General features: G+C 70.9%; 21 protein-coding genes. 14 read left to right on the top strand and 7 right to left on the bottom strand.

Annotation, left to right across the window (positions count from 1 at the left end; genetic code table 11):
* The first annotated feature begins 168 nt into the window (after nucleotides 1-168).
* A complete protein-coding gene (locus tag PSH03_RS20465; protein ID WP_308194391.1) occupies nucleotides 169-2,430 on the top strand; it encodes a catalase in 2,262 nt (753 codons plus the stop codon).
* A 64-nt stretch (nucleotides 2,431-2,494) separates the two neighbouring features.
* Here the strand turns inward: PSH03_RS20465 and PSH03_RS20455 are convergent, their stop codons facing one another.
* Nucleotides 2,495-4,546, bottom strand: a complete 2,052-nt coding sequence (locus PSH03_RS20455; RefSeq protein ID WP_372494819.1) for a serine/threonine protein kinase — start codon at nucleotides 4,544-4,546, stop codon at nucleotides 2,495-2,497.
* Nucleotides 4,547-4,742: 196 nt separating this feature from the next.
* Between PSH03_RS20455 and PSH03_RS20450 the strand changes: the two genes are divergently transcribed.
* The 5 genes from PSH03_RS20450 (at nucleotide 4,743) to PSH03_RS20430 (ending at nucleotide 9,703) form a co-directional block, all read left to right on the top strand.
* On the top strand, nucleotides 4,743-5,210 hold the full coding sequence (locus tag PSH03_RS20450) for a hypothetical protein (RefSeq protein ID WP_210786592.1): 468 nt from the start codon (nucleotides 4,743-4,745) through the stop codon (nucleotides 5,208-5,210).
* Nucleotides 5,203-6,111 carry an alpha/beta fold hydrolase gene (locus PSH03_RS20445; RefSeq protein WP_238690101.1) on the top strand — a complete coding sequence of 303 codons (909 nt, stop codon included), beginning with the start codon at nucleotides 5,203-5,205 and terminating at the stop codon, nucleotides 6,109-6,111. The genes PSH03_RS20450 and PSH03_RS20445 overlap by 8 nt, the downstream gene beginning before the upstream one ends.
* 267 nt (nucleotides 6,112-6,378) lie before the next feature.
* A complete protein-coding gene (locus PSH03_RS20440; protein ID WP_238690100.1) occupies nucleotides 6,379-7,542 on the top strand; it encodes an acyltransferase family protein in 1,164 nt (387 codons plus the stop codon).
* Nucleotides 7,539-8,681 (top strand): alanine racemase, encoded by a 1,143-nt coding sequence (gene alr / locus PSH03_RS20435; protein WP_238690099.1) that lies wholly within the window; start codon nucleotides 7,539-7,541, stop codon nucleotides 8,679-8,681. Before PSH03_RS20440 ends, alr begins: the two co-directional genes overlap by 4 nt.
* Entirely contained in the window at nucleotides 8,678-9,703 is a 1,026-nt protein-coding gene (locus PSH03_RS20430) for a D-alanine--D-alanine ligase family protein (protein WP_238690098.1), read from the top strand. Before alr ends, PSH03_RS20430 begins: the two co-directional genes overlap by 4 nt.
* A gap of 18 nt (nucleotides 9,704-9,721) precedes the next feature.
* Here PSH03_RS20430 and PSH03_RS20425 read toward each other — a convergent pair whose 3' ends face one another.
* From PSH03_RS20425 to PSH03_RS20410, 4 genes are read right to left on the bottom strand one after another with little or no spacing between them, the layout of a single operon-like run.
* The gene (locus PSH03_RS20425; RefSeq protein ID WP_238690097.1) at nucleotides 9,722-10,225 is read right to left on the bottom strand and encodes a hypothetical protein; all 504 of its coding nucleotides are present in this window, start codon (nucleotides 10,223-10,225) and stop codon (nucleotides 9,722-9,724) included.
* Nucleotides 10,222-11,682, bottom strand: a complete 1,461-nt coding sequence (locus PSH03_RS20420) for an ATP-binding protein (protein WP_238690096.1) — start codon at nucleotides 11,680-11,682, stop codon at nucleotides 10,222-10,224. Before PSH03_RS20420 ends, PSH03_RS20425 begins: the two co-directional genes overlap by 4 nt.
* Nucleotides 11,679-12,371 (bottom strand): response regulator, encoded by a 693-nt coding sequence (locus tag PSH03_RS20415; protein ID WP_210786604.1) that lies wholly within the window; start codon nucleotides 12,369-12,371, stop codon nucleotides 11,679-11,681. Before PSH03_RS20415 ends, PSH03_RS20420 begins: the two co-directional genes overlap by 4 nt.
* Nucleotides 12,372-12,387: 16 nt before the next feature.
* Complete coding sequence (locus tag PSH03_RS20410; RefSeq protein WP_238690095.1) at nucleotides 12,388-13,401, bottom strand: phosphatase PAP2 family protein; 1,014 nt, start codon at nucleotides 13,399-13,401, stop codon at nucleotides 12,388-12,390.
* A 233-nt stretch (nucleotides 13,402-13,634) separates the two neighbouring features.
* On the opposite strand from PSH03_RS20410, the gene PSH03_RS32700 reads away from it, so the two are divergent.
* On the top strand, nucleotides 13,635-14,141 hold the full coding sequence (locus tag PSH03_RS32700; RefSeq protein WP_210786315.1) for a winged helix-turn-helix domain-containing protein: 507 nt from the start codon (nucleotides 13,635-13,637) through the stop codon (nucleotides 14,139-14,141).
* Between the two features lie 73 nt (nucleotides 14,142-14,214).
* On the opposite strand, the gene PSH03_RS20400 is transcribed toward PSH03_RS32700, so the two are convergent.
* The gene (locus PSH03_RS20400; RefSeq protein ID WP_238690094.1) at nucleotides 14,215-18,639 is read right to left on the bottom strand and encodes a S8 family serine peptidase; all 4,425 of its coding nucleotides are present in this window, start codon (nucleotides 18,637-18,639) and stop codon (nucleotides 14,215-14,217) included.
* 240 nt (nucleotides 18,640-18,879) lie between these two features.
* On the opposite strand from PSH03_RS20400, the gene PSH03_RS20395 reads away from it, so the two are divergent.
* A complete protein-coding gene (locus PSH03_RS20395) occupies nucleotides 18,880-19,404 on the top strand; it encodes a winged helix-turn-helix domain-containing protein (RefSeq protein ID WP_238690093.1) in 525 nt (174 codons plus the stop codon).
* Nucleotides 19,405-19,496: 92 nt separating this feature from the next.
* Nucleotides 19,497-20,003, top strand: coding sequence for a VOC family protein (locus PSH03_RS20390; protein ID WP_238690092.1), 507 nt, complete (start codon nucleotides 19,497-19,499; stop codon nucleotides 20,001-20,003).
* Between the two features lie 70 nt (nucleotides 20,004-20,073).
* On the opposite strand, the gene PSH03_RS20385 is transcribed toward PSH03_RS20390, so the two are convergent.
* Complete coding sequence (locus PSH03_RS20385; protein ID WP_238690091.1) at nucleotides 20,074-20,964, bottom strand: AurF N-oxygenase family protein; 891 nt, start codon at nucleotides 20,962-20,964, stop codon at nucleotides 20,074-20,076.
* 48 nt (nucleotides 20,965-21,012) lie between these two features.
* Here PSH03_RS20385 and PSH03_RS20380 point away from each other — a divergent pair, with 48 nt between their 5' ends.
* Genes PSH03_RS20380 through PSH03_RS20360 form a run of 5 tightly spaced genes read left to right on the top strand, consistent with a single transcriptional unit; the run spans nucleotide 21,013 to nucleotide 25,250 of the window.
* Nucleotides 21,013-21,741 carry a TetR family transcriptional regulator gene (locus PSH03_RS20380; RefSeq protein ID WP_210786319.1) on the top strand — a complete coding sequence of 243 codons (729 nt, stop codon included), beginning with the start codon at nucleotides 21,013-21,015 and terminating at the stop codon, nucleotides 21,739-21,741.
* The gene (locus PSH03_RS20375) at nucleotides 21,738-22,037 is read left to right on the top strand and encodes a DUF4873 domain-containing protein (protein ID WP_238690090.1); all 300 of its coding nucleotides are present in this window, start codon (nucleotides 21,738-21,740) and stop codon (nucleotides 22,035-22,037) included. The genes PSH03_RS20380 and PSH03_RS20375 overlap by 4 nt, the downstream gene beginning before the upstream one ends.
* Entirely contained in the window at nucleotides 22,038-23,531 is a 1,494-nt protein-coding gene (locus PSH03_RS20370) for a flavin-containing monooxygenase (RefSeq protein ID WP_238690089.1), read from the top strand.
* Nucleotides 23,521-24,393: an SDR family oxidoreductase gene (locus tag PSH03_RS20365; RefSeq protein ID WP_238690088.1), complete on the top strand. Its 873-nt coding sequence runs from the start codon at nucleotides 23,521-23,523 to the stop codon at nucleotides 24,391-24,393. The genes PSH03_RS20370 and PSH03_RS20365 overlap by 11 nt, the downstream gene beginning before the upstream one ends.
* A complete protein-coding gene (locus PSH03_RS20360; protein WP_238690087.1) occupies nucleotides 24,390-25,250 on the top strand; it encodes an alpha/beta fold hydrolase in 861 nt (286 codons plus the stop codon). Before PSH03_RS20365 ends, PSH03_RS20360 begins: the two co-directional genes overlap by 4 nt.
* Nucleotides 25,251-25,257 lie beyond the last annotated feature (7 nt).

Genomic DNA, 25,257 nt, shown 5'->3' with positions numbered 1-25,257 from the left:
AGTCGAGGGATATCGACGTGTGTCAGTTTTGGCTGCTCCGCCGATCCCGGCATCGGCGAAATCACCAGTCCCGGCGCAGGATGCCGGGATGAGTCGTGTTTCGACCCTCTGACCTGGGGTAGCAGGGCAGGCGCCGGCCCGCACACGCGCCATGGAGAGGTTCAGCCAGTGGATTCCAGCAAGCCCGCCGAGGCGGTCAAGAACGTCGTGAAGACCGCATCAGGAAAGATCGCCGACGCCCTCAGCCCGGATGTCCCCGGTGCACCGGGGAGCGCGCCACCGCCGCTCGAGGAGCCGACGACGCCGCACGACCCGCTGCCGCCGCAGCCGGAACAGGGGGCACCGCAGACGCGCACGCCGACTGGCGCGGAGACCGGCGCGCCGACGATCGCGAACGGTCAGCAGGGGGCCTACCTCACGACCGCGAACGGGGCACGGCTACGCGACACCGACCACTCCCTCAAGGCCGGCCCGCGCGGCCCGGTGCTCCTGCAGGACCACCACCTACGCGAGAAGATCACGCACTTCGACCACGAACGCATCCCGGAGCGCGTGGTGCACGCCCGGGGCGCCGGCGCGCACGGTGTGTTCACCGCGTACGGCACCGCCGAGGCGGTCACCAGGGCCGGCTTCCTCAAGAAGGGACGCGAGACCGACGTCTTCGTCAGGTTCTCCACGGTGCTCGGTTCGCGGGGTTCGGCCGACACGGTCCGCGACACCCGTGGCTTCGCCACGAAGTTCTACACCGACGAGGGCACCTTCGACCTGGTCGGCAACAACATCCCGGTCTTCTTCATCCAGGACGCGATCAAGTTCCCGGACATCATCCACGCCGGCAAGCCGCACCCGGACCGGGAGATCCCGCAGGCGCAGAGCGCCCACGACACCTTCTGGGACTTCGTGTCGCTGCACACCGAGGCGCAGCACCACACCATCTGGAACATGTCCGACCGGGGCATTCCGCGTTCGTACCGGACGATGGAGGGCTTCGGCGTGCACACCTTCCGCCTCGTCAACGAGGCCGGGGAGACGGTGCTGGCCAAGTTCCACTGGAAGCCGAAGTTGGGCGTGCACTCGCTGACCTGGGAGGAGGCGCAGCTGATCGGCGGCATCGACCCGGACTTCCACCGACGCGACCTGTACGACGCCATCGAGGCCGGCGCGTACCCCGAGTGGGAGCTGGGCATCCAGGTCTTCCCGGACACGCCCGAGGAGACCTTCGCCGGCATCGACCTGCTCGACCCGACGAAGATCGTGCCGGAGGAGCTGGCCGAGGTGCAGCCGGTCGGGCGGCTGGTGCTCAACCGGACGCCGACGAACTTCTTCGCCGAGACCGAACAGGTCGCCTTCCACCTCGGTCACCTGCCCCCGGGCATCGACGTCACAAACGACCCGCTGTTGCAGGGCCGGCTCTTCTCGTACGTCGACACGCAGCTCACCCGGCTGGGCGGGCCGAACTTCACGCAGATCCCGATCAACCGCCCGCACGCGGCCGTGAACGACATGCTGCGCGACGGCTTCCACCAGCACGCCGTGCACGCCGGCGTCGCACCGTACCGACCGAACTCGCTCGACGGCGGCAACCCGTTCCCCGCCGGGGACGCCGAGCACGCCTTCGTCGACGTGCCGGTCACTGTCGCGCAGGCGCCGAAGGTACGCGCGAACCCGGCCTCGTTCGACGACCACTACAGCCAGGTCCGCCTGTTCTGGCTGAGCATGTCGCCGGTCGAGAAGGAACACATCATCCGGGCGTACACCTTCGAGCTGGGCAAGTGCTACCACCAGGCGATCAAGGAGCGTCAGCTGCGGAGCCTCGCCAACATCGACCCGGTGCTGTGCGAGCAGGTCGCCACCGGCCTGGGTCTGCCCGCGCCGCAGCCGACAGTGCCGCTCCCCGACGTCACGCCCAGCCCGGCGCTGTCGCAGGTCGGTCGGGAGTGGCCGAGCGACGGCCGCATGGTCGGGATCGTCGTCGACCCCGACGGTGACCTGGACGGCGTCGACGAGGTTCGCCGGGCGGTGTTCAGCGCCGGCATGGTGCCGCTGCTGATCGCCCCGCACGGCGGCATGGTGGGCGACCTGCCGGTGCAGCGCACCTTCGCCACCGGCCGGTCGGTCGAGTTCGACGCGGTCCTGCTGGCCGGAGCGCCGGCACCCGCACCGGATGCCCTGCCCGCCCGCGACGCCAAGGCGGGCACGCCGGGCCCGGCCGCCGTGGACCCCCGCGTCCTGCTGCTCGTCGAGGAGTGCTGGCGGCACGCCAAGGCGATCGGCGCCTGGGGGGCCGGTGTCACAGTGCTGGAGCAGGCCGGCGTCGCCGGCACCCCGGGCGTCGTGGCGGCGGGCTCGGGCGCCGAAGCGCTGACCGCGGTGCAGCAGTTGATGGCCGCGCACCGGGTCTGGGAACGGTTCCCCGCATCGGTCGCCTGATCCAACCACCGACGAGGGCCGTCCTCCGCACCACTGGGAGGACGGCCCTCGTCGGTGTCCGGCGCTATCGCCGGGTCCACCGCAGATGGCTCGTGCCGGCGCTACAGCTGCGCTGCTCGATCATCGCGCCGTTCGCTGTGCTCTGGCCGACAGTGCCCAGGCACAGTCCGCTGTGCGCGTTGACGAGTTGCCCGGCCTCGTTCAGGGTGAACTGTTGCGCCGGGGTCGTGTTGCAGGTGGTGAGCTGGATCGCCGCTCCGGCGTCGCTGGACGCGGCGAGCACGTCCAGGCAACGCCCACCCAACTGCACGCTCCGGTCCGAGCGCATCGCCCAGAGCTGGTGGGAGGCGCGATCATCCCGGCAGTCCCAGATCCCGAGCCGGACCGGGTCGGGTGAGTCCGGCGCGCTGATGTCCAGGCACCGCTTGCTCGCCACCCCGACGAGCCGGTTGCCCGACCGCGCCGGGGGCACGCTCGGACTCGGCGACACTCGACGGTCCGGCGTGGCGGACGGCGTGGCCCCGTCCGCCGTCGACGCCGGCCGGAAGCCCGCGGTGACCTCCCGGAACGCGTCCGCCCCGGCCGCCGGCCAGGCCGACTCGGGTGTCAACCAGGCGATGCTGTAGCCGTGACGCGCAGCCGTCGTGAAGGTGCGCTGGCGTCCGCGCATCGCGGTACCCGCCTCGCTGGTGTAGACCCACTCCAGGTCGGCGGCCTTGAGCTGGTAGTTGACAGCGAGCAGCTCGACCCGGCGGTAGTCGCGGTACCGCTCGCTGACGGCCGGGCCGCCGAGTTCGGCCAACGGGTCGCCGCGCGGCGAGTCGGTCTGGCTGACGACAAGCATCCGTTCGCCGCCCGGCTCGCGCAGTTCGACGCGCTGGCCGCGCCGGAGGATCTGCCAGTCGCGCGGCGCCGGCATCGAGAAGCCACTGCTGTCCCGGTAGACCGACCACGAGATCGGCCGGAGCGCAGCGGTCGTCGGTAGGGCACCGGGCGTCGACGGCGCACCCGCCACGGCGGCGTCCACCAGCTCGGCCCCTCCCCCGGCCGGCCGCGACGCCCGGCGGGTGGCCAGCGGAACCCCGACCGCCAGGCCGAGCGCGACCACTGCCGCGAGACCACCGAGGAGCCAGGTCCGCCGTCGGCGGGCCGGTCCCGGACCGGCACGATCCGCCGCCACCGGGGCCGACGACCGGGGTACGTCGGACGCGTCGACCGGATGGGCCGTGATCGCCGGTGGTGCGGGCACGGCGGGCGCCGGACGCCACGTCACCGCGATGGGTGGCCGCGGTGTGCCCTCCAGCACGGCCCGGAGCAACTGCTCGGCCGCGTCGGCGTCCATCCGCTCGGCCGGGTCCTTGCGCAGCAGACCGGCCAGCACCGGTGCGAGCGGACCCGCCCGTCGCGCCGCGGGTGGCGGCTCGGTGACCAGCGCGGTGAGGCTCATCAGACTCGACGGCCGGGCGTACGGCGACTGGCCCTCGACGGCGGCGTACAGGGTCGCGCCGAGCGACCAGAAATCCCCCTCCGGGCCCACCGTGCCCCGCATGGCCCGCTCGGGAGAGACGTACGCGGGCGAGCCGAGCACCACACCGCTGAGGGTGAGGTTCACGTCCTCGACGGCGGTGGCCAGGCCGAAGTCGGTGAGCACGATCCGGTCGTCCGCGCCGACGAGGATGTTCGCCGGTTTGACGTCGCGGTGCATGATCCCGGCGCGGTGGGCGGCGCGCAGCGCGCCGAGCACGGCCAGCCCGATCTCGGCCGCCCGCACCGGCGCGACGGGGCCGTCGGTGGTGATGGTGTCGTGCAGCGAACGGGACGGCACGTACTCCATCACGATCTGCGGGTCGCCGTCGGCGCTCAACAGCACATCGAAGACCCGGACGACGTTGACGTGGTCGAGTTGCGCGATTGCCCGGGCCTCCCGAAGTGACCGGACCCGCAATTCCTGTCGCGCCTCAATGGTCAGGCCGGGGGGTGGAACGATTTCCTTGATGGCGACGTCCCGTTGCAGCATTCGGTCGCGGGCTTTCCACACTCGACCCATTCCGCCCTGGCCGATGAGCTCGACGACGTCATACCGATCGGTAACAAGAAGCGGCAACATCTGCGACACCCGGAGAGGCTACCTGGCACGTCGTCGAACAATTTCCGGCAGTCGAAGCGAACCACCGTATGTGATCCGGCTCATCCCCGCCGGCAACGTCGTTTGTGGAGCGAAAGACGGCGTGGGCCAACCGCGCTCGCGCCATGGTGCTTGACACTCGACGTCAAGTGCTTGACGATGGGTGTCAAGTAGCGGAGGAGGCAGCATGTCGCCAACCCACCAGGAACTGACCGAGCAGCTCATCCGGTTGATCGACATCCGCCTGCTCGACCCCCTGGAAATCCTGGTCGACGGCCACGACGCCATCGACCCGCTGCGCACCGTCATCCGGGATCGGGCCCGATCCTGGGCGACCACAATCGTCAGCGGCGACGACCGGGCCGCCGTCAGCGTGGTCATGCGCGCGATCGCCACCCTCTACCCGGGGGACGGACCGTTCGACCCACCCAACGACTGGTGGCGCAGCCCTTTCGGCCAGGCCGTCGCGCGACGGGTCGGCCACCCGACCGCCGAATCCGTGTCGTACGCGGTGGCCGGCGCCATGCTCGGCATCACCCGCCAGGGCGTCCACGACCTGGTCTCCCGCGACAAGCTCGCCCGCCACCCCGAAGGCGGCGTGCGCTCCGCCTCCGTACGCGACCGACTGCTCAAGGAAGGGAACCGACGTGTCTGAGACCATCATCGACTCCGGGACCGTGCCCATCGCGATCCGCGACTTCGGCGGACCCGGACAACCGCTGCTGCTCCTTCACGGCGCCGGCGGCAACCTCGCCCAGATGACCACCCTCGCCGAGCACCTGCGCCCGACCCACCGGGTGGTCACCGTCGACCTGCGCGGTCACGGCCGGTCCGGAGACGGCCCGTGGCGCTGGAACGCCGTACTGGCCGACCTGGCCGCCGTCGCCGACCACCTCGGCCTCACCTCCCCAGCGGTGGTCGGCGTCTCCCTCGGCGGCATGCTCGCCACTCTCTGGGCACAGCGTCACCCGGAGTGCCCCGGTGCCGTCAGCTTCGACGGCAATCCGCCGTTGAACCGTCCGGACCAGCTCACCGGGCTGGATCCGGCGCAGACCGAGACCGAGCTGGCCAAGCTGCGGGCCGTATTCGACGGGATGGCCGCGATGCTGGCCGAGCCGCTCACCGCCGAACAGGTGGCCGCCATGCTGGCGGGGCAGCGGGCCATGGCCCAACGCTACGGCGCCGCACCCGACGACTGGGTAGCGGCCGTCGAACGCAACCTCGTGCCCGGCGACGACGGCCGCAGCCGGCTGCGGCCCGGCCCGGACCTCACCCGGCAACTCCGGGACGCCATGGACTCCCTCGAGCTGATGCCCGCCTACCGCGACGTCCGCTGCCCGCTGCTGCTCGTCCTCGCCACTGAGGACCTGCCCGAACAACAGCCGTTCCACAGCCTGTACGAGGCGTACCGCAAGGTCACCGCCGAACGGCTTGCCACCGTGGACAACCCGTCTCTGCGGGTGCGGCAGCTCGCCGGCGCCAGCCACGCGATGGTCGCCGAACGCCCACAGGAGCTCGCCACCCTCATCACCGACTTTCTCAACCCTCACAACTGAGGGCGGCCCGCAGGAGCCCGCCTCCTGGCGAAGGGGCCCTGGGTGGCACCCGCACCGGTCGCGGCGGAATCAGCCGATGTCGGCCAGCCGGGGCAGCACCTCGCCGCCGAGCCGCCGGGCGAACTCGATCGGGTCCCGATCAGGCGTCACCTGCACCTCGCTCACCCCGGCTCGGAACCGCCTACGGATCGGGTCCGGCGGCGTTCATTACCGCACCATGACAATTCGTGGATCACGTGCGGATATCCGGCTGGCAGCTTTCGGTGGGTGATCCAACAGCTGTCTCCCACCGAGCCCCGGCCCGCCGAGCTGGAGCCCAACGCGCCGCGCGTCCGGTTCCGCCACCGCCAACGGACCGGACCCGCCCCTGCCTCCGCGCCCGCACCTGCCGCCGGATCACACCGGGCGCAGTGGGCGGATGCCGCGAAGGGCGTCTGCATCATCCTCGTCGTCCTGTGGCACGTCGTCGTGAAGGACTACCTCCAGATCGACTGGCACATCGGCGTACCGGTGCCGGGCTTCTGGGGAACGCTGGGCGAGCAGTTCCTTCCGCTGCGGATGCCGCTGTTCTTCACCATCTCGGGCGTCTTCGCGGCGAACGCCGCCCAGCGGCCGTGGCGGGTCGTCGCCCGCAGCCGGATCGCCGGGTTCCTCTACCTGTACGCCGTCTGGCTGCTGATCCACACAGTGGTCCTCGCCGCCGCGCCGGAACTGCCGACCGACCGGGCCACCTCGGCGCTCGGCCTGCTGGAGCAGCTCACCATCACGCCGTCCAACCTCTGGTACCTGTACGCCCTGGCGCTGTACTTCACGATCGCCAAGTTGACCCGCCGGGCGCCCCGCGCGCTGGTCCTGGTCCCCGCCGCCGCACTGTCCGCCGTCGCCGCCGCCGGCCTGCTCGACACCCCGGGCAACCGCGCCGGCCTCTACCAGAACCTGGTCTTCTTCCTCGCCGGCCTGTACCTGCGGCCGCAGATCCAGCAGTGGGCCGCCACCGCCAGCCGCCGCCGGCTGTTGCTGACCTCGGGTGGCTACGTCCTGGCGCTCGCCGCGATGGCGGTGACCGGCGCCCAGCAGTGGCTCGGGGTATGGCCGGCGGTCTCCGTGGTGGCAGTGATCTTCGGCATAACCGCTGCTGCCCGGCTGTCGCGGTGGTCGGCGCTCAGCAAACCGCTGGCTAGGCTCGGCCGCATCACGTTGCCGATCTACGTCATTCACATGCCGGTCCTGGCCCTACTGCACCGGCTGTTGCTCGTACCGGTTTCCGGGCTGGGTGGGTCGGCTCAGGGCCTGATCGTGCTCGGTTATCCGATTCTGCTGAGCGGGCTGGTGATCGGTCTGAGCCTGGTCGTTCACCGCGGGCTGCTGGCGGTTCGCGCGGGCTGGCTGTTCGCGCTGCCCGGCACGCGCCGGTTGGAGGCGGCCGGATGAGCGCCCTCGCCGAAGCCCTGATCGACCTGGACGCGATCGCCAGCAACGTACGGTCGATCGCGTCGGTCACCGGCACCGGACTGATGGCTGTGGTGAAGGCCGACGGGTTCGGCCACGGCGCGGTGCAGGTGGCCCGGGCCGCGCTGCGCGCCGGCGCCTCCTGGCTGGGAGTGACCTCGACGGCCGAGGCGCTGACCCTGCGCGACGGGGGTGTGACAGCGCCCACGTTGAGCTGGCTGCACAGCCCGGATGACGACTTCGGTATGTTGATCAAGAGTGGCGTCGACGTCGGCGTGTCCACGACGACGCACCTGCACGCCGTCGCCGACGCGGCCCGTCTGCTCGGCGTACCGGCGATGGTGCAGCTCAAGGCGGACACCGGGTTGTCCCGCAACGGGGCCGCCGGGGATGACTGGCCCGAGTTGGTCGGTTGGGCCCGCAAGTACGAACGAGAGGGTGGGATCCGGGTGCGCGGGGTGTGGTCCCACCTCGCCGACGCCGACCTGCCGGGCGCCCCCGCGCTCACCCGTCAGGTGGCGATCTTCGAGGAGGCGCTGCGGACCGCACGGTCGGCTGGCCTGGACCCTGATCTCGTCCACCTGGCCAACTCGGCGGCCGCGCTCTCCGCACCGCGGACCCGCTTCGACCTCTGCCGGATCGGGATCGCCCTCTACGGCGTGGACCCGTTCGGCGTGAGTGGTCCGGGCGAGTTCGGGCTGCACCCCGCGATGACCCTGCGGACGAGCGTGGTCAACGTCAAGCGGGTGCCGGCCGGCACCGGCGTCTCCTACGGGCCCGAGCACGTGACCGGCGCGGCGACCACGCTGGCGCTGCTGCCGCTCGGCTACGCCGACGGGCTGCCCCGGGCCGCGGGTGGCCGCGCCTCGGTGTGGCTCGCCGGCCGACGGTGCCCGATCGTCGGGCGCATCGCCATGGACCAGTGCGTGGTCGACGCCGGGGATCTTCCGGTGACGATCGGCGACCCGGTCGTGGTGTTCGGCCCGGCCCAGGGCGACCAGCACCCTCCGACGGTGGTCGAGTGGGCGCGCTGGGCCGACACCAACCCACACGAGATCTTGACCGGCATCGGGGCCCGGGTGGCCCGCGAGCACCTCCATGGAAGGGCACGGAACTCATGACAACCCGACTGGCAGTGCTGTACGGCGGGCAGAGCGGCGAGCACGAGGTGTCCTGCCGCTCGGCGGCGAGCATCCTCGCCCACCTGGACGGTGGGCGGTACCAGGTCACCGAGGTGCTCATCGACCGCGACGGCGGGTGGCACGTCGGCGGTCGACCGACGCCCCTGCCTGCGGCGTTGCGCGTCCTGCGTGCCCAGGACGTGGTGTTCCCGGCCCTGCACGGCCCGTACGGCGAGGACGGCACCGTGTCGTCGCTGCTGGAGTGGCTCGGCGTGCCGTACGTCGGCAACGGCGTCTTCGCCAGCGCCGCCGGCATGGACAAGGGGGTCACCAAGCGGCTCCTCGCGGCGGAGGGCCTGCGGGTCAGCCCGGGGGTGACCCTACGTCCCGGCGAGGCCCTGTCGCCCGAGGACCAGCGTCGGCTGGAGCTGCCGGTCTTTGTCAAGCCGGCCCGCGCCGGGTCGAGCCTGGGCGTCTTCAGGGTGGACGACTGGGCGGGAGTTCCCGCCGCGCTGGAGCAGGCCCGCCAGGTCGACCCGAAGGTGCTCGTCGAGCAGGGAGCGCGGGGACGCGAGATCGACGTGGCCGTCCTCCAGCACCCGGACGGCCGGGTACAGGCCGGCCCGCCGCTGGAGATCCGGGTGACCGGCTCCGGATTCTTCGACTACGACGCGAAGTACGACGGCGGGGCGATCTTCCAAATTCCCGCCCCACTCGACGCGGCGACCACCGAGGTGCTTCAGGACCGTGCGATTCGCGCCTTCCAGGCCCTCGACTGCCGTGGGCTGCTGCGGGTCGACTTCTTCCTGCCCACCGAGGGGTCGCCCGAGCCCATCGTGAACGAGGTCAACACGTTCCCCGGCTTCACCGCCGCGTCCCAGTTCCCGCAGATCTGGCAGCAGGCCGGCATCGAGTTCGCCGCACTGATCGACATCCTGATCGCCGGTGCGCTGGCCGACCAGGACCACGGCCACCACAGCGGGTTGCCCCGGCCGGCCCGAGCGGTCGACCACCTGGTGTGAGCGCCGGTCGGTGCCCGGTCACCTGATCGGGCACGCCCGGGGCGCTCGGGCGCCGTCGGACCCGACGATGGTGACGGTGGTGGCGGCGTTCGCCGCGCTGACCTGCGCCGCGGCGGCGACCGTCGTGCAGATGATCTGGTCGACCGCGCGCCCTGACAACGCCTGCGCGGCGATGTTCGCCCGCACCGTGAGGTCACCGGACTTGTTGTCGCCCGCCGTCACAGTGACCGGGTCCAGGCCGGCCGGAACGTCGCTGGTGAAACCCTGGGCGCGTTCGTTCTCCTGCGGACCGGCTGCGAGCAGCGAGAGCGCGGCGGCGGGCGACGGGTCCGTGTTGACCGGGCGGAGGACCAGCACCAGTTCGTCCTGCGCGAGCAGGTAGAGCCAGCTGCCCTGGGCGGGGCCGCTGATCGGCGGACGACCGGTGATGACCGCACTGGGTCGTACCCCACAGCCCGCCGCGAGCAGCGTCAGAAGCAGTCCGCCGGCGAGCAGCGCACGGCCCGTTCGTCGGCCGGTCACCGGACACCTCCGGTGTCCGCCGTTTCGCGGGGCAGGCGGAGGGTGAACACCGCGCCGCCGTGGGTGCCGTTGCCCGCTACGAGACTCCCCCGTCGCTCGCCGTGGCGGTGCAGACGCGCGTTCTCCCAGGAGATGGCGAGGCCGAGGCCGCTGCCCTCGGAGCGGGTTCGCGCGGTGTCGGCCTTGTAGAGGCGGTCGAAGACGTGCGGCAACACCTCCGGGTCCAGTCCGGGCCCCCGGTCGGCCACCTCGATGGTGACCCAGCCCGGGTCGGCGCCGAGTCGTACCGACACCGGTTCGGCACCGTGCCGGAAGGCGTTGCCGACCAGGTTGGCGACGATCACGTCCAGTCGGCGAGGGTCGAGTCGAGCCACGATGCCGGGTGGCAACTCCGTTCGTACCCGGTCCAGCCAGCCGCGGATCCGCAGGGTCGCGGTCACCGCCGCGGCCACGTCCACGTCGTCCAGGGCGAGCCGCGCGGTGCCGGAGTCGAACCTGCTGATCTCGATGAGGTCGTTGACCAGTTGGGTGAGGTTCTGCGTCTCCTGGCTGACCAGCCGGGCGGCCCGGCCCGCGTCCCCGGGCAGGTGTTCGGCCTCCTCGTCGAGCACGTCGGTGACCGCCGTCATCGCGGCCAGCGGCGTCCGGAGTTCGTGCGAGACGTCGGCCACGAAGCGGCGGGCGTCGGATTCCATCCGCCGCAGCTCGCCGACCTGCCGCTCCAGCGTGCCCGCGGTGTCGTTGAAGGTCCGCGCCACATCCGCCAGCTCGTCGGCGCCCCGGACCGTCAACCGGGTGCTCAGGTCGCCCTCACCGAGGCGGCGCGCCGCCCGACTGAGGTCGCGGACGGGTCGCAGGACGCCGCGGGCGGACAGCAGGGCCAGCAGGACGGCGAGGACCAGGGACAATCCGCCGGTCAACCACGCCCTGCTGGCGAGCCGGTCGATGCTCTGCTGCTCGGGCACGAGATTGCGCACCGAGTAGACCTCCACCCCGGACGGGCGGGACGTGCCGTCCGGGCGGTCCAGCGCCAACTGGGTACCGATGAGCAGCGCGGGCTCTCCGGAGAGTGAGACCCGTTGCCAGGCGATGCGACCGTCACGGACCTTCTGCCGCAGCTCGGGGGTGAGCGGGTCGGCGAGCTCGGAGCCGCCCTGTGCCCGCATGTCCCGGTAGACGACCACCGCGAAGCTCTCCCGGTCACTGAGGCGCTGGGCCAACAGTTGGAGGTCGTCCTGGGTCGGCGGAAGCTGGGCGATCGGGTAGACCTTGGTGAGCTGGTCGGTCAGCGACATCACCGCGGCGTCCTGCGCCTGCTGGAGGATGACGTTCCGAGCCTGGAAGTAGCTGCCACCGGCCACCGCCACCGTCGTGGTCACGCCCAGCAGCGCGAACGCCAGGACGAGCCGGACCCGTAGACCCGAGACCCATGCGCCGACCCGGCGCCACTGTGTCACAGCGGCCCGAACCGGTATCCGAAACCACGTACCGTCTGGATGAAGACCGGCGCCGACGAATCGGCCTCGATCTTGGCGCGTACCCGCTGGACGCACGCGTCCACGAGTCGCGAGTCGCCGAGATAGCCGTGCTCCCACACGGCCTCCAGCAACTGCTGGCGGCTGAGCACCTGGCCCGGCGTGTGCGAGAGTTCGAGCAGCAGCCGCAGCTCCGTCGGGGCGAGGCTGACCGGCGTTCCGTCCTTGCTGACCACCAGCGCGGCCCGGTCGATGGTCAACTCACCGTGCTGTTCCAGGCCGGTCCGCTCGCCGCCGCGCCGCGAGTCGCCACCGGTCCGTCGCAGCACCGCGCGGATGCGCGCCTCCAGCACCCGGGCCTGCACGGGCTTGACCACGTAGTCGTCGGCGCCGGCCTCCAGGCCCGCGACCACGTCCATGTCGTCGTTGCGGGCGGTGAGCATGATGATCGGCAGGTCGCCGAGCTGCCGGATCCGGCGGCAGACCTCGAACCCGTCCATCCCGGGCAGCATGAGATCGAGGACCACGACATCGGACGGGGTCGCGCGCAGCCGCTCCAACCCCTGCTCACCGGTGCCCACGGCGTGCACGGTGTGGCCCTGTCGGGTGAGCGCCAACTGCAGTCCGTCGCGCACCGTCTGGTGGTCTTCGATCAACAGCACCTGGGACATGTCGTCAAGTATCCCATCATGAGATCTTTCGGGTTTCGGTCGTTGGCGGTGGCTGCGCTCGGCTCCGCGGGGAGGGCGGCACCGCGAACTCCGTCGAACGCACCAGGAACACCACAGCGCCCACCAGGAACATCGTCGACGCGGCTGCGGCCACGATGGCGATCAACAAGCCGCGCTGCACCGACGCGGCCAGACCGGGCACGACCACCAGCAGCGCCCAGACCAGTACAACCAGCCCGACTGCGGCCTCGGCCAGCCTGCGCCAGAGGCTGCCACCGTCCGAACCTCCGGTCGTGTCGCGGCCGTCGGACCAGGCCGCCAACGCTGCCGCCGCCAGGCAGAACAGAGTCGCCCCGAGCAGTACGCCACCGAGCACGTCGCTGAAGCGGTGCCAGCCCGCGATCATCGTGGCGGCGGCGATCACCGAGACACCCGCCGCGCCCGGCGCCGCCAGCCAGCGCCGGGCCCACCCGGGCAGGACCAGCATGAACGCCAGCAGCAGGGCGGTCGCCGCCGCGACATGGCCGCTGGGGAAGCTGTTGTGGGTGGTGGAGCTCAGGATCTGGAGATCCGGGCGGGGCAGCTCCGACTTCACAGCGCCGGCCAGCAGCACGGCGCAGACGACAATGCCCACACCGGCCACCCCCGCCACCAGCCGCCGGCGGAGCACACCCACCAGCAGCACCACACCGAGCAGGGCCGCGATGAGGCTCGGGCTGCCGAAGGTGGCCAGCACGGTCTTGGCCGGGCCCACCAGCACGGTCTGCTGCTCGTACCCTCCGCCCCGCTCGGCGCGCGGCAGGAGCACCCCGTCCAGCCACTGCCCGGGGTACGTCCGGACGAAGACGGCGGCGGTGAGGGTCAGGGCAACCAGACCGGACAGCGCCGCCACGAGCAGTCGAAGCCCCAGCGGCACCGCCGCGCGGGCGTGGGGCAGCGGTCGCGCCGGACCGGGCGTCGACCGCCCGACGGAGTACAACGATCCGATGGACATGGCGACCATGCTCGCCCCGGAAGGTCCGTACCCCATGCTCGGATTGTCTTGGTTCTGTCACAACCACCCACACCGCTTCCGGAAAAGCGGATCGTCGGCGGTGGGCCGGGTGGACCTGGACGGCGCGGCGGGATTCACATGCTTACATGCAACGATGTTTTACCCAGCCGAGATCAGCCACCACTAGGGTCAGGACGCCGATCGATGTTTCGGTCGGCGGTGCGAAAAATCCATCCGGAGTGAGTTGGGGAACCGGAAGGTGTTGGCAAATGCAGGGAATTCCAGTGGCCAGCCTGGTCATCGGCATCGCATCCTCGCCGGCCGAGCGGCGACATCTGGCCCGACTGCTCGGCGGCAGTGACGCCTTTCTGATCGTCTCGACAGTCGAGCAGGCACGAGGGTTCCTCGGGGTGGTCGAGGCGCCTGCCGCCCCGGCTCCCCCGACCGCTGTGGCGCTCGCCGAGGTGGCGCCGAGCCCACAGCCACCCCCACCGGATCTGGCCGTCGACTCCGACCGCCGGGTGCTGCGCTGGCGCGACCAGGAGATCGACCTGACCCGGTTGGAGCACGACGTCCTGCTCTGCCTGGTGCACGCGCCCGGTCAGGTCTGGACCTACGAGCGCCTGCACCTCGAGGTCTGGGGCAACCGGCACCTCGGCCGGGGCTCCGACATGCACTCGGTGATCCGCCGGGTGCGCGGCAAGCTCGCCAGTCTCAACGCCACGGCGACGATCCACTCGGTACGCGGCGTCGGCTTCCGGCTCGCCCCCGTCTGATCACCCCGGGCGCGGTCCGGCCCGCCTGGTCGGGGACCAGGCGGGCCGGACTTCTTCGGCTAGTGCTCGGGCGTCAGCACTTGATGGGCGCCAACCCGAAGTTCTCCACCGTCGGAGTGGCGGTGTCGATCCTGGTCTGACGGGTCTGCGGCTTCCAGCCGTCCTTGGCCACGATCATCGTGAGCGGGTTGTTGCGGCGGTCCACCCAGTAGGCGTACTTGCCCTCGGCGTCGGTGGCGAAGGTGTACGACGCCGCCCACGAGTCGACCTGCACTACCGCGCCGGTGAGCGGCGAGGTCGCACCCTGGCAGCTGGTGCCGGTGACCGTACCCATGAGCTTGCCCCAGGTCTTCGGGGGGTTCGCGGTCATGGTCACCGCGACCGGCGCCACCGAGTACGGGGTGTTCTCGGAGATCGCGACCGCGCCGGAGTAGGTGCCCGGCTGGTCCACGTTCGCCGTCAGACCGACGGTGACAGTGACCTTCGCACCCGGCGCGAGGGTGACCGCCGACTTGTCGATGGTCATCCAGCTGACGTCGGCCGCCGACTCGGAGCATCCCTCGAAGCCCGGGAGCACCTCGCTGTCCGGAGCCGCGTTGAAGCTGCCGGACGAGCCGCCGATCTTGTAGAAGCCGCACGCCGCGCCGCCGCGGTACCGCGCGGTGTTGGAGTTGGGCAGGTTGGACCACGAACCGGCGGCCGGGTCGAAGGCGAAGCCGGCGTTGCTGATGGCCCCACCCTGCGAGCCACCGACAACCAGGAGCTTGCCGCTGGCGACGGCGTACGAGCTGGCCCAGTTGTCGGCCGGTGCGTCGGCGATGGCGGTCCAGGTGTTGGCGCCCGGGTCGAAGGCGTAGCTGGACTTCTGCGCGGCGGAACCGTCGTTGCCGCCGGTGCAGTAGAGGACGCCGTCGATCCCGCCGCAGGAGGCGAAGGCCACCGACTTCGGGTAGTTGGCCATCGTCTCCCACTTGTCACCGGTCGGGTCGTACCGGACGACGCTGTTCGACATCGGCAGACAGGCCGCCGTCGTGCAGCCACCGACCGCGTACAGCTTGCCGTCGACGACGGCCTGACCGGCCGCAGCCCGCGGTGCCGGGTTGTCGGCCAGTTCCGTCCAGGTGTTGGCCCCCGGGTCGTAGGACCAGGTGGCGGAGTCCGGGCCGGCGTCGCCCCAGCCACCGCTGACAATGATCTTGCCGTTCACCACGCCCGCGGTCACCGCGTTACGCGCGCCGGGAAGGTCGGCGATCGCCGTCCAGGTCTGTGCGGCCGGGTCGTAGGCGTAGTTCTTGGTGGTGGATGCCTCACCGTCGCCACCACCGAGCGAATACACCTTGCCGTCCAGGTTCACCACCCGGTTGTCCATGATCGTGGCCGGGTAGTTGGCGATGTCGGTCCACGGCGCCGCCTGCGGGCCGACCGCCGCGGCAGCCGCCTTGGCCTCCTTGCCGGACGCCTTGGCGGCGAACGACGTCGGTACGGTGAGCCGCTGCTCCGGCGCGCCGCTGGACCCGAGCACCTGCTGGCGGGTGACCTTTGAGCCGTCCGCCCGCAGGAGTTCGAACCCGTTGTCCCGCTCACCGAACTTGACCTCGACCGGCGCGCCGCCGGTGTTGGTCACCGTGAACGACTTGCTGGTCTTGCCGTTGGGCATCTGGAGCGTCGCGCTCAACTGCGTCGGCGTCACCGCCAGTCGACCGGCCGCGAGCTGGAAGTTCGCGGTGGTCGCCCAGTCGGCCTCGACGTCGACAGGCTTGGTCTGGCTGACGTAGTTGCCGGCGGTCGCCGTGAACGGGTGCTCGCCGGTGAGCGACGAGTAGATCCAGTAGAAGCCGTCGGCCAGCCCCGGGTCGTCCGGGGTCGCCACGGTGACGGCCTTCTCGGCGGGCCGGTCCTTGCTGGTGACTGTCGCGCCGTTGACGTAGCTGTCGTCGTTCTTGTCGCGGACGTTGCCGACGACCAGACCGCCGTCGACCGGCACGCAGGTGACCTGGCTGCCGATCAGGACGTTGTCGACCTCCCACCACCACTCGTACGAGGCGTCGTAGTAGTGGAACCGAACCTGCACCTGCGCCTGGCCGGCCGCCTGCGGGATCGGAATTTCGGTCAGCTTCGGTCCCCGGACGTCGGTCTCCTGCCGGAGCACGTTGGTCCAGGTGGCGCCGCCGTCGATGCTCAGGTCCACGTCGGCGGTGTCGTCGTTGAGCTGGTTGAAGTCCTGGTTGAACCGGATGACCGGGGCCGTGACGCTGGTCAGGTCGACCATCGGGCTGACCAGGGAGGTGTCCTGGCTGGTGCCGGCACCGTAGTTGTCGCTGTCGATCATCGCGAAGTTGCCGCTGCCGCCGGTCAGGTTGCCCCGGTCGCCGTCGTCGGTGAACTTCCAGACCTGACCGCTGCCCGCGTCGTCCACGACGGTCCAGCCGGCCGGCGTGGTCGTGGCGTCGAAGGTCTCGTACTCACCGTCGGAGCCGGTCGTGTATCCGGGCGCGGTGGTGCAGACGCTGCTGTCCACCGGCACGGCGACGTTGGCGGTGGCGTTGCCCGAGCCGACCACGACCTGCTTGGTGACGGTCTGGTAGCCCGGGTACTGCGGCTCGTACTTCAGGGTGTACGTCTGCCCGGCCGGCAGCTTGATGCTGTAGCGGCCGTTGGACGGGGTCGTGTAGTCGTAGACGCCGGACACGCCGGTCACTGTCACCTTCGCGTACAACGGCCAGCCGTGGCCGGAGCCGTCGGTGACCGCTCCGGTGACGTTGATACTCGCCACCGCCGTGAGGGCGACGTTGAGCGTCGTGGTGGCGCCCTTGGCGACAGTTGCCGTCTTGGTGGTGCTGGCATAGCCGAACGCCGCGACGGCGACCTGGTAGTCGCCGGTGGGGAGCTGGGTGGAGAACGTGCCGTCGGCACCGGTGGTCAGCTCACGCTCGGAGGCGCCGGTGAGCGTCAGTGTCGCGCCGGCGATCGGGGCGCCGGAGGTCGCGTCGGTGACAGTGCCGGCCAGCGTGCCGACGTCGCCGGTCGGGGCGGCGTTGAGCAGCGCGAGGGCGTCGAGTCGGCCTTCGCCGTAGACGTTGTTGTCGGCGGCGGTGCCGCCACACTGGTCGTCGGCCTTGTCGATCGCGGCGCCGTTGAGCAGCGCGCGGGTCGCGTTGACGTCGCCGACCAGCGACGGCGCGGCCGAGTACAGCAGCGCGATCGCGCCCGCGAGGTGCGGTGAGGCCATCGAGGTGCCGCTGATGCTGCCGTAGGCGCTGCCCGGGATGCTCGACCGGACGTTCACGCCCGGCGCCGAGATGTTGGGCTTGATCTCGCCGTTCTGACCGGCGCCGCGGGAGGAGAAGCCGGCGACGTTGTTGTTGCTGTCGTACGCGCCGGTCGAGTAGTTGCTGACGAGGCTGCCCGGCGAGCCACTGGTCTGGCAGGCCGGCCCGCTGTTGCCGTTGGACCAGGCGCCGAAGATCCCGGACGCGGCCCAGGCGTTCGTCACGTCCTCCATGAACGGCTCGTTGGACGGGTCCCGGGTGCCCCACGAGTTGTTGATGATGTTCGGTCGCTTGCTCGCGTCCGCGTTCTGACCGTTGAGGTCCAGCGGTTCGAGCATCCACTGACCGGATTCGACCAGAGCGGCGTCACTGGGGCAGCAACCGTTCGCCGCGATCCACTTGACCCCGGGGGCGACACCGATCTGGTTCGCGCCGTCGGAGCCGGCCATGGTGCCCATCGTGTGCGTACCGTGGCCGTCGCCGTCGCAGGGGGCGGTGGCGCAGGCCCCGGTCGCGTTGGCGGCGTTGAACCAGTTGTAGTTGTGGTCGAACGTCCCGTCGCCGTTGTTGCCCCGGTAGGAGTTCACCAGCGCCGGGTGGTTGAACTGCACCCCGGTGTCGATGTTCGCGACGGTGATGCCCTCGCCCTTGACGCCGTACTGGGACCAGACGTCGTCGGCGTTGATGTTGGCGATGCCCCACTCCAGGGCGTTCACGGTCTTCTCGTCGGTGCCCTTGGTCGTCTCCGGCACCTTGTACGCGACCGGCGCGTAGAGGCCCTCGACCTCCGAGTGCCCGGCGAACTTCTGGGCCATCGCCAGCGAACCGCTGTTCACCTTGATGGCGTTGGTGGCCCAGAAGGTCTGGTATTTGGTGCCCGAGCTGTCGAGGTCGGCCCGGATCTTGCCCTGGCTCGCTGCGGCGGTCTTGCGCAGCGCGTCCGCCACCGCCGTGCCACGCTTCGACCAGTCCTTGATGGCGCTGGCCTTGCTCAGGTCGGCCCGGTCCTTGAACCGGATCCAGAAGTCCCCTTCACTCTTGGCCTGGAGTTGCTTGGCGAGCTCCGGTCGGATCTTGTCCCCGGTCTGGGCGCCCGCCCCCATCGCACCGCCCGGCGCGGCCTGCGCGCCCGAGCTGATCGTCGCCAAGCATGTCGCGGCGAGGATCGTCGCCGCGCCGGCGCTCACCAGTGATCTGGCCGCGCGCCGCCATTGTGGACGTCTGAACATCGGTGCTGCCTCCCTCAGAACGACCCAGGGTGTAATGGGCCATGGTGGACCTCCCCCATGCACCGCGCGGGTCACGCCGGTTGCCCGAGTGGACACTATGATCGAGAAGAACGGACGATCAAGAACTTGCCGTGAGCAACTTGTCGCTAAGAGTTGCCCTGGCTGGCGGCACGCTTGCCAATCATTGTCAGAACCGTGACGAGAGCTGGGCAGGGATGCCCATCGATCCCGGGTGGTGCGGTGGCCGAGGACGAGGCAACGGTGAACAGGGGTGATCCGGCCGACGAGCCGTTCCCACTGCTGATCGCGGTGACCCCGTCGCCGGCCGAGCGCATCCGGCTCGCGGAGCTTCTCGACGGCATCGCACCGCTGCTGCTGGTCGCCGACCTCGACGAGCTGCGCCGGCTGATCGCCGCCCCGCAGCAGGCAGCCGCCCTGTCCGAACCGACGCCGGTCGCCGCCCTGGTGATCGACTCGGCCCGCTCCAGCGCCCGCTGCGGGGAACGTGAGGTCGACCTCACCCGCCTGGAACACGACCTGCTGACCTGCCTGATCACCGAGCCGGCCCGGGTCTGGAGCTACGCCGAGCTGCACCGGTCGGTCTGGGGTGACGAGGGGCGCGAACGCAAGGCGGACGTGCAGTCGCTGGTCAAGCGGCTGCGCCGCAAGCTGCATGGCCTGGGCACCGGGGCCACCATCGATGTCGTCCGCGGTGTGGGGCTACGGCTGACCGATCACCAGCAGGCGCGGGTCGAACGGGCCTGACAGCGACGTCGCATGAACTGATCTCGCCCTGGGTACGCCAGGAAGATCAGCATCAACACGGGCGACGAAGAGCGCTGGTAAGGAGAGTCAGGATGGCATTCCCCAATCCCTCGACCGTGTCCATCGGGCTGAAGAAGGCCGCACACGTCGGGATCGCGGTGAGTGACCTCGACCGCTCGGTCGCGTTCTACCAGGCCCTGCTCGGCGCGGAACCGGTCGTTCGGGACGAACGCATGCACGGCGCCGGTTTCGCGCAGTCACAGGGGTTGCCGACGACGAAGCTGCGGTACGCCACGTTCAACCTCGACAACCTCGGGATCGACCTGATCCAGTTCCAGGAGCCGGTCGGCGACACCGCCCAGGTGGCGGCCAACCGGCCCGGCTCGATGCACCTGTGCTTCCACGTGGACGACGTACGCGCGGTCTACGGCCGGATGAGCGAGGCCGGGTTCGAGTTCCTCGGACAGCCGTACACGTTCGCGTCCGGCGAGGTGGAGCCGCCGGCGGCGGTCGGCACCTCTGTCGCGTACTTCAACGACCCGGACGGGACGAACCTGGAGATCATCGCGCCGAAGGGTGGCTTCGCCCGCAGCGAGTGAGCCACACGGACGGTGTGGGGTCCGGCCGGGGACGGCCGGCCCCATGCCGCTCACGCCAGGGGGACAACGGTCAGATCAGCCCGGCCCGGGCCCACAGCAGACGCCCCGGCCCAGCCACCAGGCCAACGCCCGCCAGGTGGTCGTGCACCCGCGCCGCGAACCAGCGCAGGGTGGCACGCCAGTGCGGGTTGGTGTGGGCGGCGGCCCGACCGACCGCCGGCGGAATGCCCACCGCCGCGTACACGCCGGGATGGACCAGGCGGTTGGCGATCGTGTAGGCGGCCCGACCGACCAACAGTCGGGCGTACGCCATGCCCACCGGACCGGTGGCCGCGACCGCGGCGGCCAGTTCCTCGCGGGCGAACCGGACGTGTCGCGCCTCCTCCACCACGTGGATGCGGGAGACCATCCGGATGAGCGGCTGGAGCGACTCGTCCGCCATGATCTCGCGCTGGAACGCGTCGAGGATCTCCTCCGCGATGAGGATCGCGGCGTACATCCGGGGGCCGCTGGCGGTGGCCTTGAGAAAGCGCCCGAGGTGGTGGTCCACGGTGCTCGCGCGATAGACCGGACAACCCGTCGCCTCGATCAGCCGGCCGAACATGATGGAGTGCCGGCACTCGTCCGCGACCTCGGTCAACGCGTACTGTGCCTGCCGGCTGGTCGGGTCGGCACGGTAGTACCCCCGGATCAGCATCTGCATGAGGATCGTCTCGAACCACAGCCCGGCGCTGGCCGCGCTGGCAACCTCGTGCTTGGTCAGCTCGACGCGCTGCTCCTCGCTGAGCTGCTCCCACAGTGGCGTGCCGTAGAGGCTGCTGCGCTGTGGCGGGAGCCAGTAGGCGCCGGGGGTGTGCGGGGCGTCCCAGTCGATCTCGACGGTGGGGTCGTAGCTGGCCCGCAGCGAGGACGTGAGTAGGCGCTCGGCGACTGCCGCACGCCTGGTTTCCGCCGCCTCCATGGCTCCTCCATATTGACGTGACGACCAGTAACTGTTACGAGTAGTAGCATGCAATCGCCGCTCACCGATGTCAATGCGCCCGACCCGCCGGCCACGCCCTCCGACGCCAGCCCGAAGGCGAAGGGCAACGGCCGCCGAGACCGCTGGGCAGACCATCGTGAGCAACGACGGCAGCAGTTGGTCGGCGCCGCGGTGCAGGCCCTGCTGCGGCACGGGCCGACTGTCGACATGGAACAGGTGGCCGCCGCCGCGGGTGTCAGCAAACCGGTTCTGTACCGCTACTTCGCCGACAAGTCGCAGCTCTGGGTCGCGGTCAGCGAGGTGGTGGCGGCCCGGGTGGTCGACGCCATCGCGCCCGCCGTCGAACAGGTCCGCGAGGAACGTGGCCTGGTAGAAGCGACGATCGACGCCTACCTGGGCGTGATCGAGTCGGAGCCGAGGCTCTACCGGTTCCTGATGCACCAGTCCGGCGACCCCGGCATCCACCAGGTGATCGCCGGCACCAGCCGGCAGGTGGCCGCCGGGCTCGCCCGGGTGATCGGCGACCGGCTACGCACGCTGGGCCTGGACGCCGGTCCCGCCGAGCCCTGGGCGTACGGCCTGGTGGGTTTCGTGCAGGCGGTCGGCGACTGGTGGACCACGCACGGCCAGCCGATCAGTCGAGCCGCCCTCACCGACTACCTGACCGCCCTGCTGTGGAGCGGCATCGAGGGGGTGCGGGCCAGCGCCGACCTGCCGCACGAGCTGACGCGCGCCCACGAGCGGATCGTGCCGTGAGCTACCACGGCCCGGCGGGTGTCGAGGGCAGCGCGGTCCGGGTGCACCTCAGCGGGCGGTGGGAGCCGGTCGACGGCCGCTTCCACTGGGGCGGACGGATCGAGCCCGAGCCACGGGTGGCCCACCTGCTGCGCTCCGGCCGACGCGACGTCGAGTTGCGCATCGCCGACCGCGTCCGGGCGGCCCGACTGGCCGAGGTCGATCCGTGGGGCGGCGTACGAATCACCGGCGTGGGCGATCCGCCCTGGCCGCCAGTGGCCGACCCGACTCGCACGCCCGAGCTGACGGAGGAGTGAATGGAGACAGACGTTGCCATCATCGGCGCCGGCTTCGGTGGCCTGGGCGCCGCCATCCGCCTACAGCGGGCCGGCTTCACCGACTTTCTCGTCTTCGACCGGGGTGAGGACGTCGGCGGCACCTGGCGTGACAACAGCTACCCGGGCTGCGCCTGCGATGTCCCGTCGCACCTCTACTCGTTCTCCTTCGCCCCCAACCCCGAATGGTCGAACACGTTCTCCGGCCGGCCGGAGATCTGGGACTACCTGCGCGGCTGTGTCGACCGCTTCGGGATACGCCCGAGGTTGCGATTGCGCCACGAGGTGCGGGAGGCGAGGTGGGACGACCAGCGCCAACGCTGGCTGTTGCGCACCTCGGGCGGCGACCACAGCGCCCGGGTCCTGATCTGTGCCGCCGGCCCGCTCAGCGACCCGGCCATCCCCGACCTGCCCGGGATCGACGAGTTCGCCGGCACCGTGTTCCACTCCGCCCGTTGGCGGCACGACCACGACCTGACCGGCCGGCGCGTCGCGGTGATCGGCACCGGCGCCTCGGCCATCCAGTTCGTGCCACAGATCCAGCCGACGGTCGAGAAGCTGACGCTCTTCCAGCGCACCCCTGCCTGGATCATGCCGAGGTTGTCGCGCCGGATCAGCGGCGTCGAGCAGGCCGCGTTCCGCACCGTGCCCGGTGCGCAGCGGGCCGCCCGCGCAGGGCTCTACCTGGTACGCGAGAGCATGGGCCTGGGATTCCTGCACCCGGCGGTCAACCGCCTCGCCTCGCGCCTGTCATTGCGTACGCTGCGGCGTCAGGTCCCCGACCCGATCCTGCGGGACAAGCTCACCCCCCGCTACGCGATGGGCTGCAAGCGGGTGCTGATCTCCAACGACTACTGGCCGTCGCTCACCCGGCCGAACGTCGACGTGGTCACCGCCGGCATCGCCCGAATCGTGCCGGACGGTCTCGTCACCGACGACGACGTCCACCACCGGGCGGACACGATCATCCTCGGGACCGGCTTCCACGTCACCGACTCCCCCGTCGTCCGACGCATCCACGGTCGGGGCGGGCGCAGTCTGGGTGACGTGTGGACCCCCAGCATGCGCGCGTACCGGGGCACGACCATCGCCGGCTTCCCCAACCTGTTCTTCCTGCTCGGCCCGAACACCGGGCTCGGGCACACGTCGGTGGTGCTGATGATCGAGGCGCAGCTGCATCTGGTGCTCGCGGCCCTGCGTCACATGCGGGCCCGGGGCGTCCAGGCCATCGAGCCCACCGCGCGGGCGCAACGACGCTGGACCGAGCGGGTCGACCAGAAGATGACCGGCACCGTATGGCAGACGGGCTGTTCGAGCTGGTATCTCGATGCCACCGGCCGCAACACCACGATCTGGCCGGGCTTCGCCACCAGCTTCCGGGTGCGGCTGCGCCGGTTCCGGCCGGCCGACTACCAGATCGCCTCGACCGGCAGCACCCCCAACGAACCGGAGCGGGAGCACGCCGATGCGGTATGACCTGGCGGGCAAGATCCTGCTCATCACCGGCGCGGCGCGCGGCATCGGGGCGCAGCTGGCCCGCGAGGCCGTCGCCCGCGGGGCCCGGGTCGCCCTCGTCGGTTTGGAGGGGGAGCTGCTCGAGCAGCTCAGCGCCGACCTCGACGCGCACTGGTACGAGTGTGACGTTACCGACCAAACGGCGTTGGACGCCGCGGTGGCCTCCACTGTGGACCGCTTCGGTGGCATCGACGTGGTAGTGGCCAACGCGGGCATCGCGAACCTCGGCACCGTCGCCGTGGGACCGGTCGACGCGCTGGTCCGTACCGTCGAGGTGAATCTCTGCGGCGCGATCCGCACGGTCAGCGCGGCGCTGCCCCACGTCACCGCCGCCCGCGGCCACGTCCTGATCGTCTCGTCAGCCGCCGCCTTCACGGCAATGCCCGGCATGGCCGCCTACTGCGCGTCCAAGGCCGGTGTGGAGCAGTTCGCCAACGTGCTGCGCCTGGAGACCCGCCCACGCGGTGTCACCGTCGGCACGGCGCATCCGATCTGGATCGACACCGACCTGGTCCGCGACATCAGTGACGACCTGGCATCCTTCCGCACCACGCTGCGCCGGTTGCCGTGGCCGCTGTCCACCGTCGTACCCGTCGAGCAGTGCGTCGAGGCCCTGCTCCACGGCATCGAGCGCCGCAGGCGCAAGGTGTACGTGCCACGGTCGCTCGCCCTGGTACAGGCGTTGCGGCCGGTGATGCTCAGCGGCCTCTCGGACGCGTTGATCACCCGGTTCGGCGGCCAGACCATGGTCGGCCAGATGGAAGACGAGGTACGCCAGCTCGGGCGTTCCTTCGGCAGGACGTCGGTGGGAGAGCGGTCATGAGCATTCATTTCCGACGTGCGGGCAGCGGAGAGCCGCTCGTGCTCATCCACGGCATCGGTCACCGTCATCAGGCGTGGGAGCCGGTGTTCGACCGGCTCACCGCTCACCACGAGGTGATCGCGCTCGACCTGCCCGGCTTCGGGAACTCCCCCGTGCCCGGCACCGGCATGCCCGCCGACATGGCCGCCACAGTGGCCGGGGTACTGCCGGCGTTTACCGAGTGGGGGCTGGAGCGTCCGCACGTCGCCGGCTACAGCCTCGGTGGGGCGATCGCCCTGGAGCTTGCCGCCACCGGGGCGGTCGCCTCGGCCACGGCCTTCGCTCCCGCCGGCTTCTTCACACCGGCGGAGCGCCGCCGGGCGCTGGCCATCCTCCGGATGCTGCGGGCCAACTCGTACCTGCCCACCACGATCATGCGGGCCGCGCTGCGCTCGGCGTACCTACGGGCGTTGTGCTTCGCGCCGCTGATGGCCCGCCCGACGCTGCTGGATGTCGAGCGCGCGCTGGGCGACGCGCTCGCCCTGCGCCGCGGGGCAGGCTTCAACGCGGTGGCCCGAGCCGCCCGCGACTATCGCTTCGACTGCCTCCGGTTGTCCGACGCGACGGTGCCGGTGACCATCGGCTGGGGGGACTGCGACCGGATCTTCGGCGTCCACCAGGCCGAGCGCGCCCGCGCGGGCCTGCCGGCGGCACGGGTGGTGACGCTGCCGCGTTGCGGGCACGTCCCGATGAGCGACGACCCGGACCTGGTCGCCGCGCTCATCCTGGAGACCACCGGCGCCGCACCCCGCACCGAGCGACCGGATCCGTCGGTCTCCGCCCGGGTCACGAGTCAGGAAGATCACTTCACACTCTAAAAACTTG

This window comes from Micromonospora salmantinae, from assembly GCF_022230905.1.
Lineage (GTDB): Bacteria > Actinomycetota > Actinomycetes > Mycobacteriales > Micromonosporaceae > Micromonospora > Micromonospora salmantinae.
This window is presented reverse-complemented; position numbering and strand designations above follow the sequence as displayed.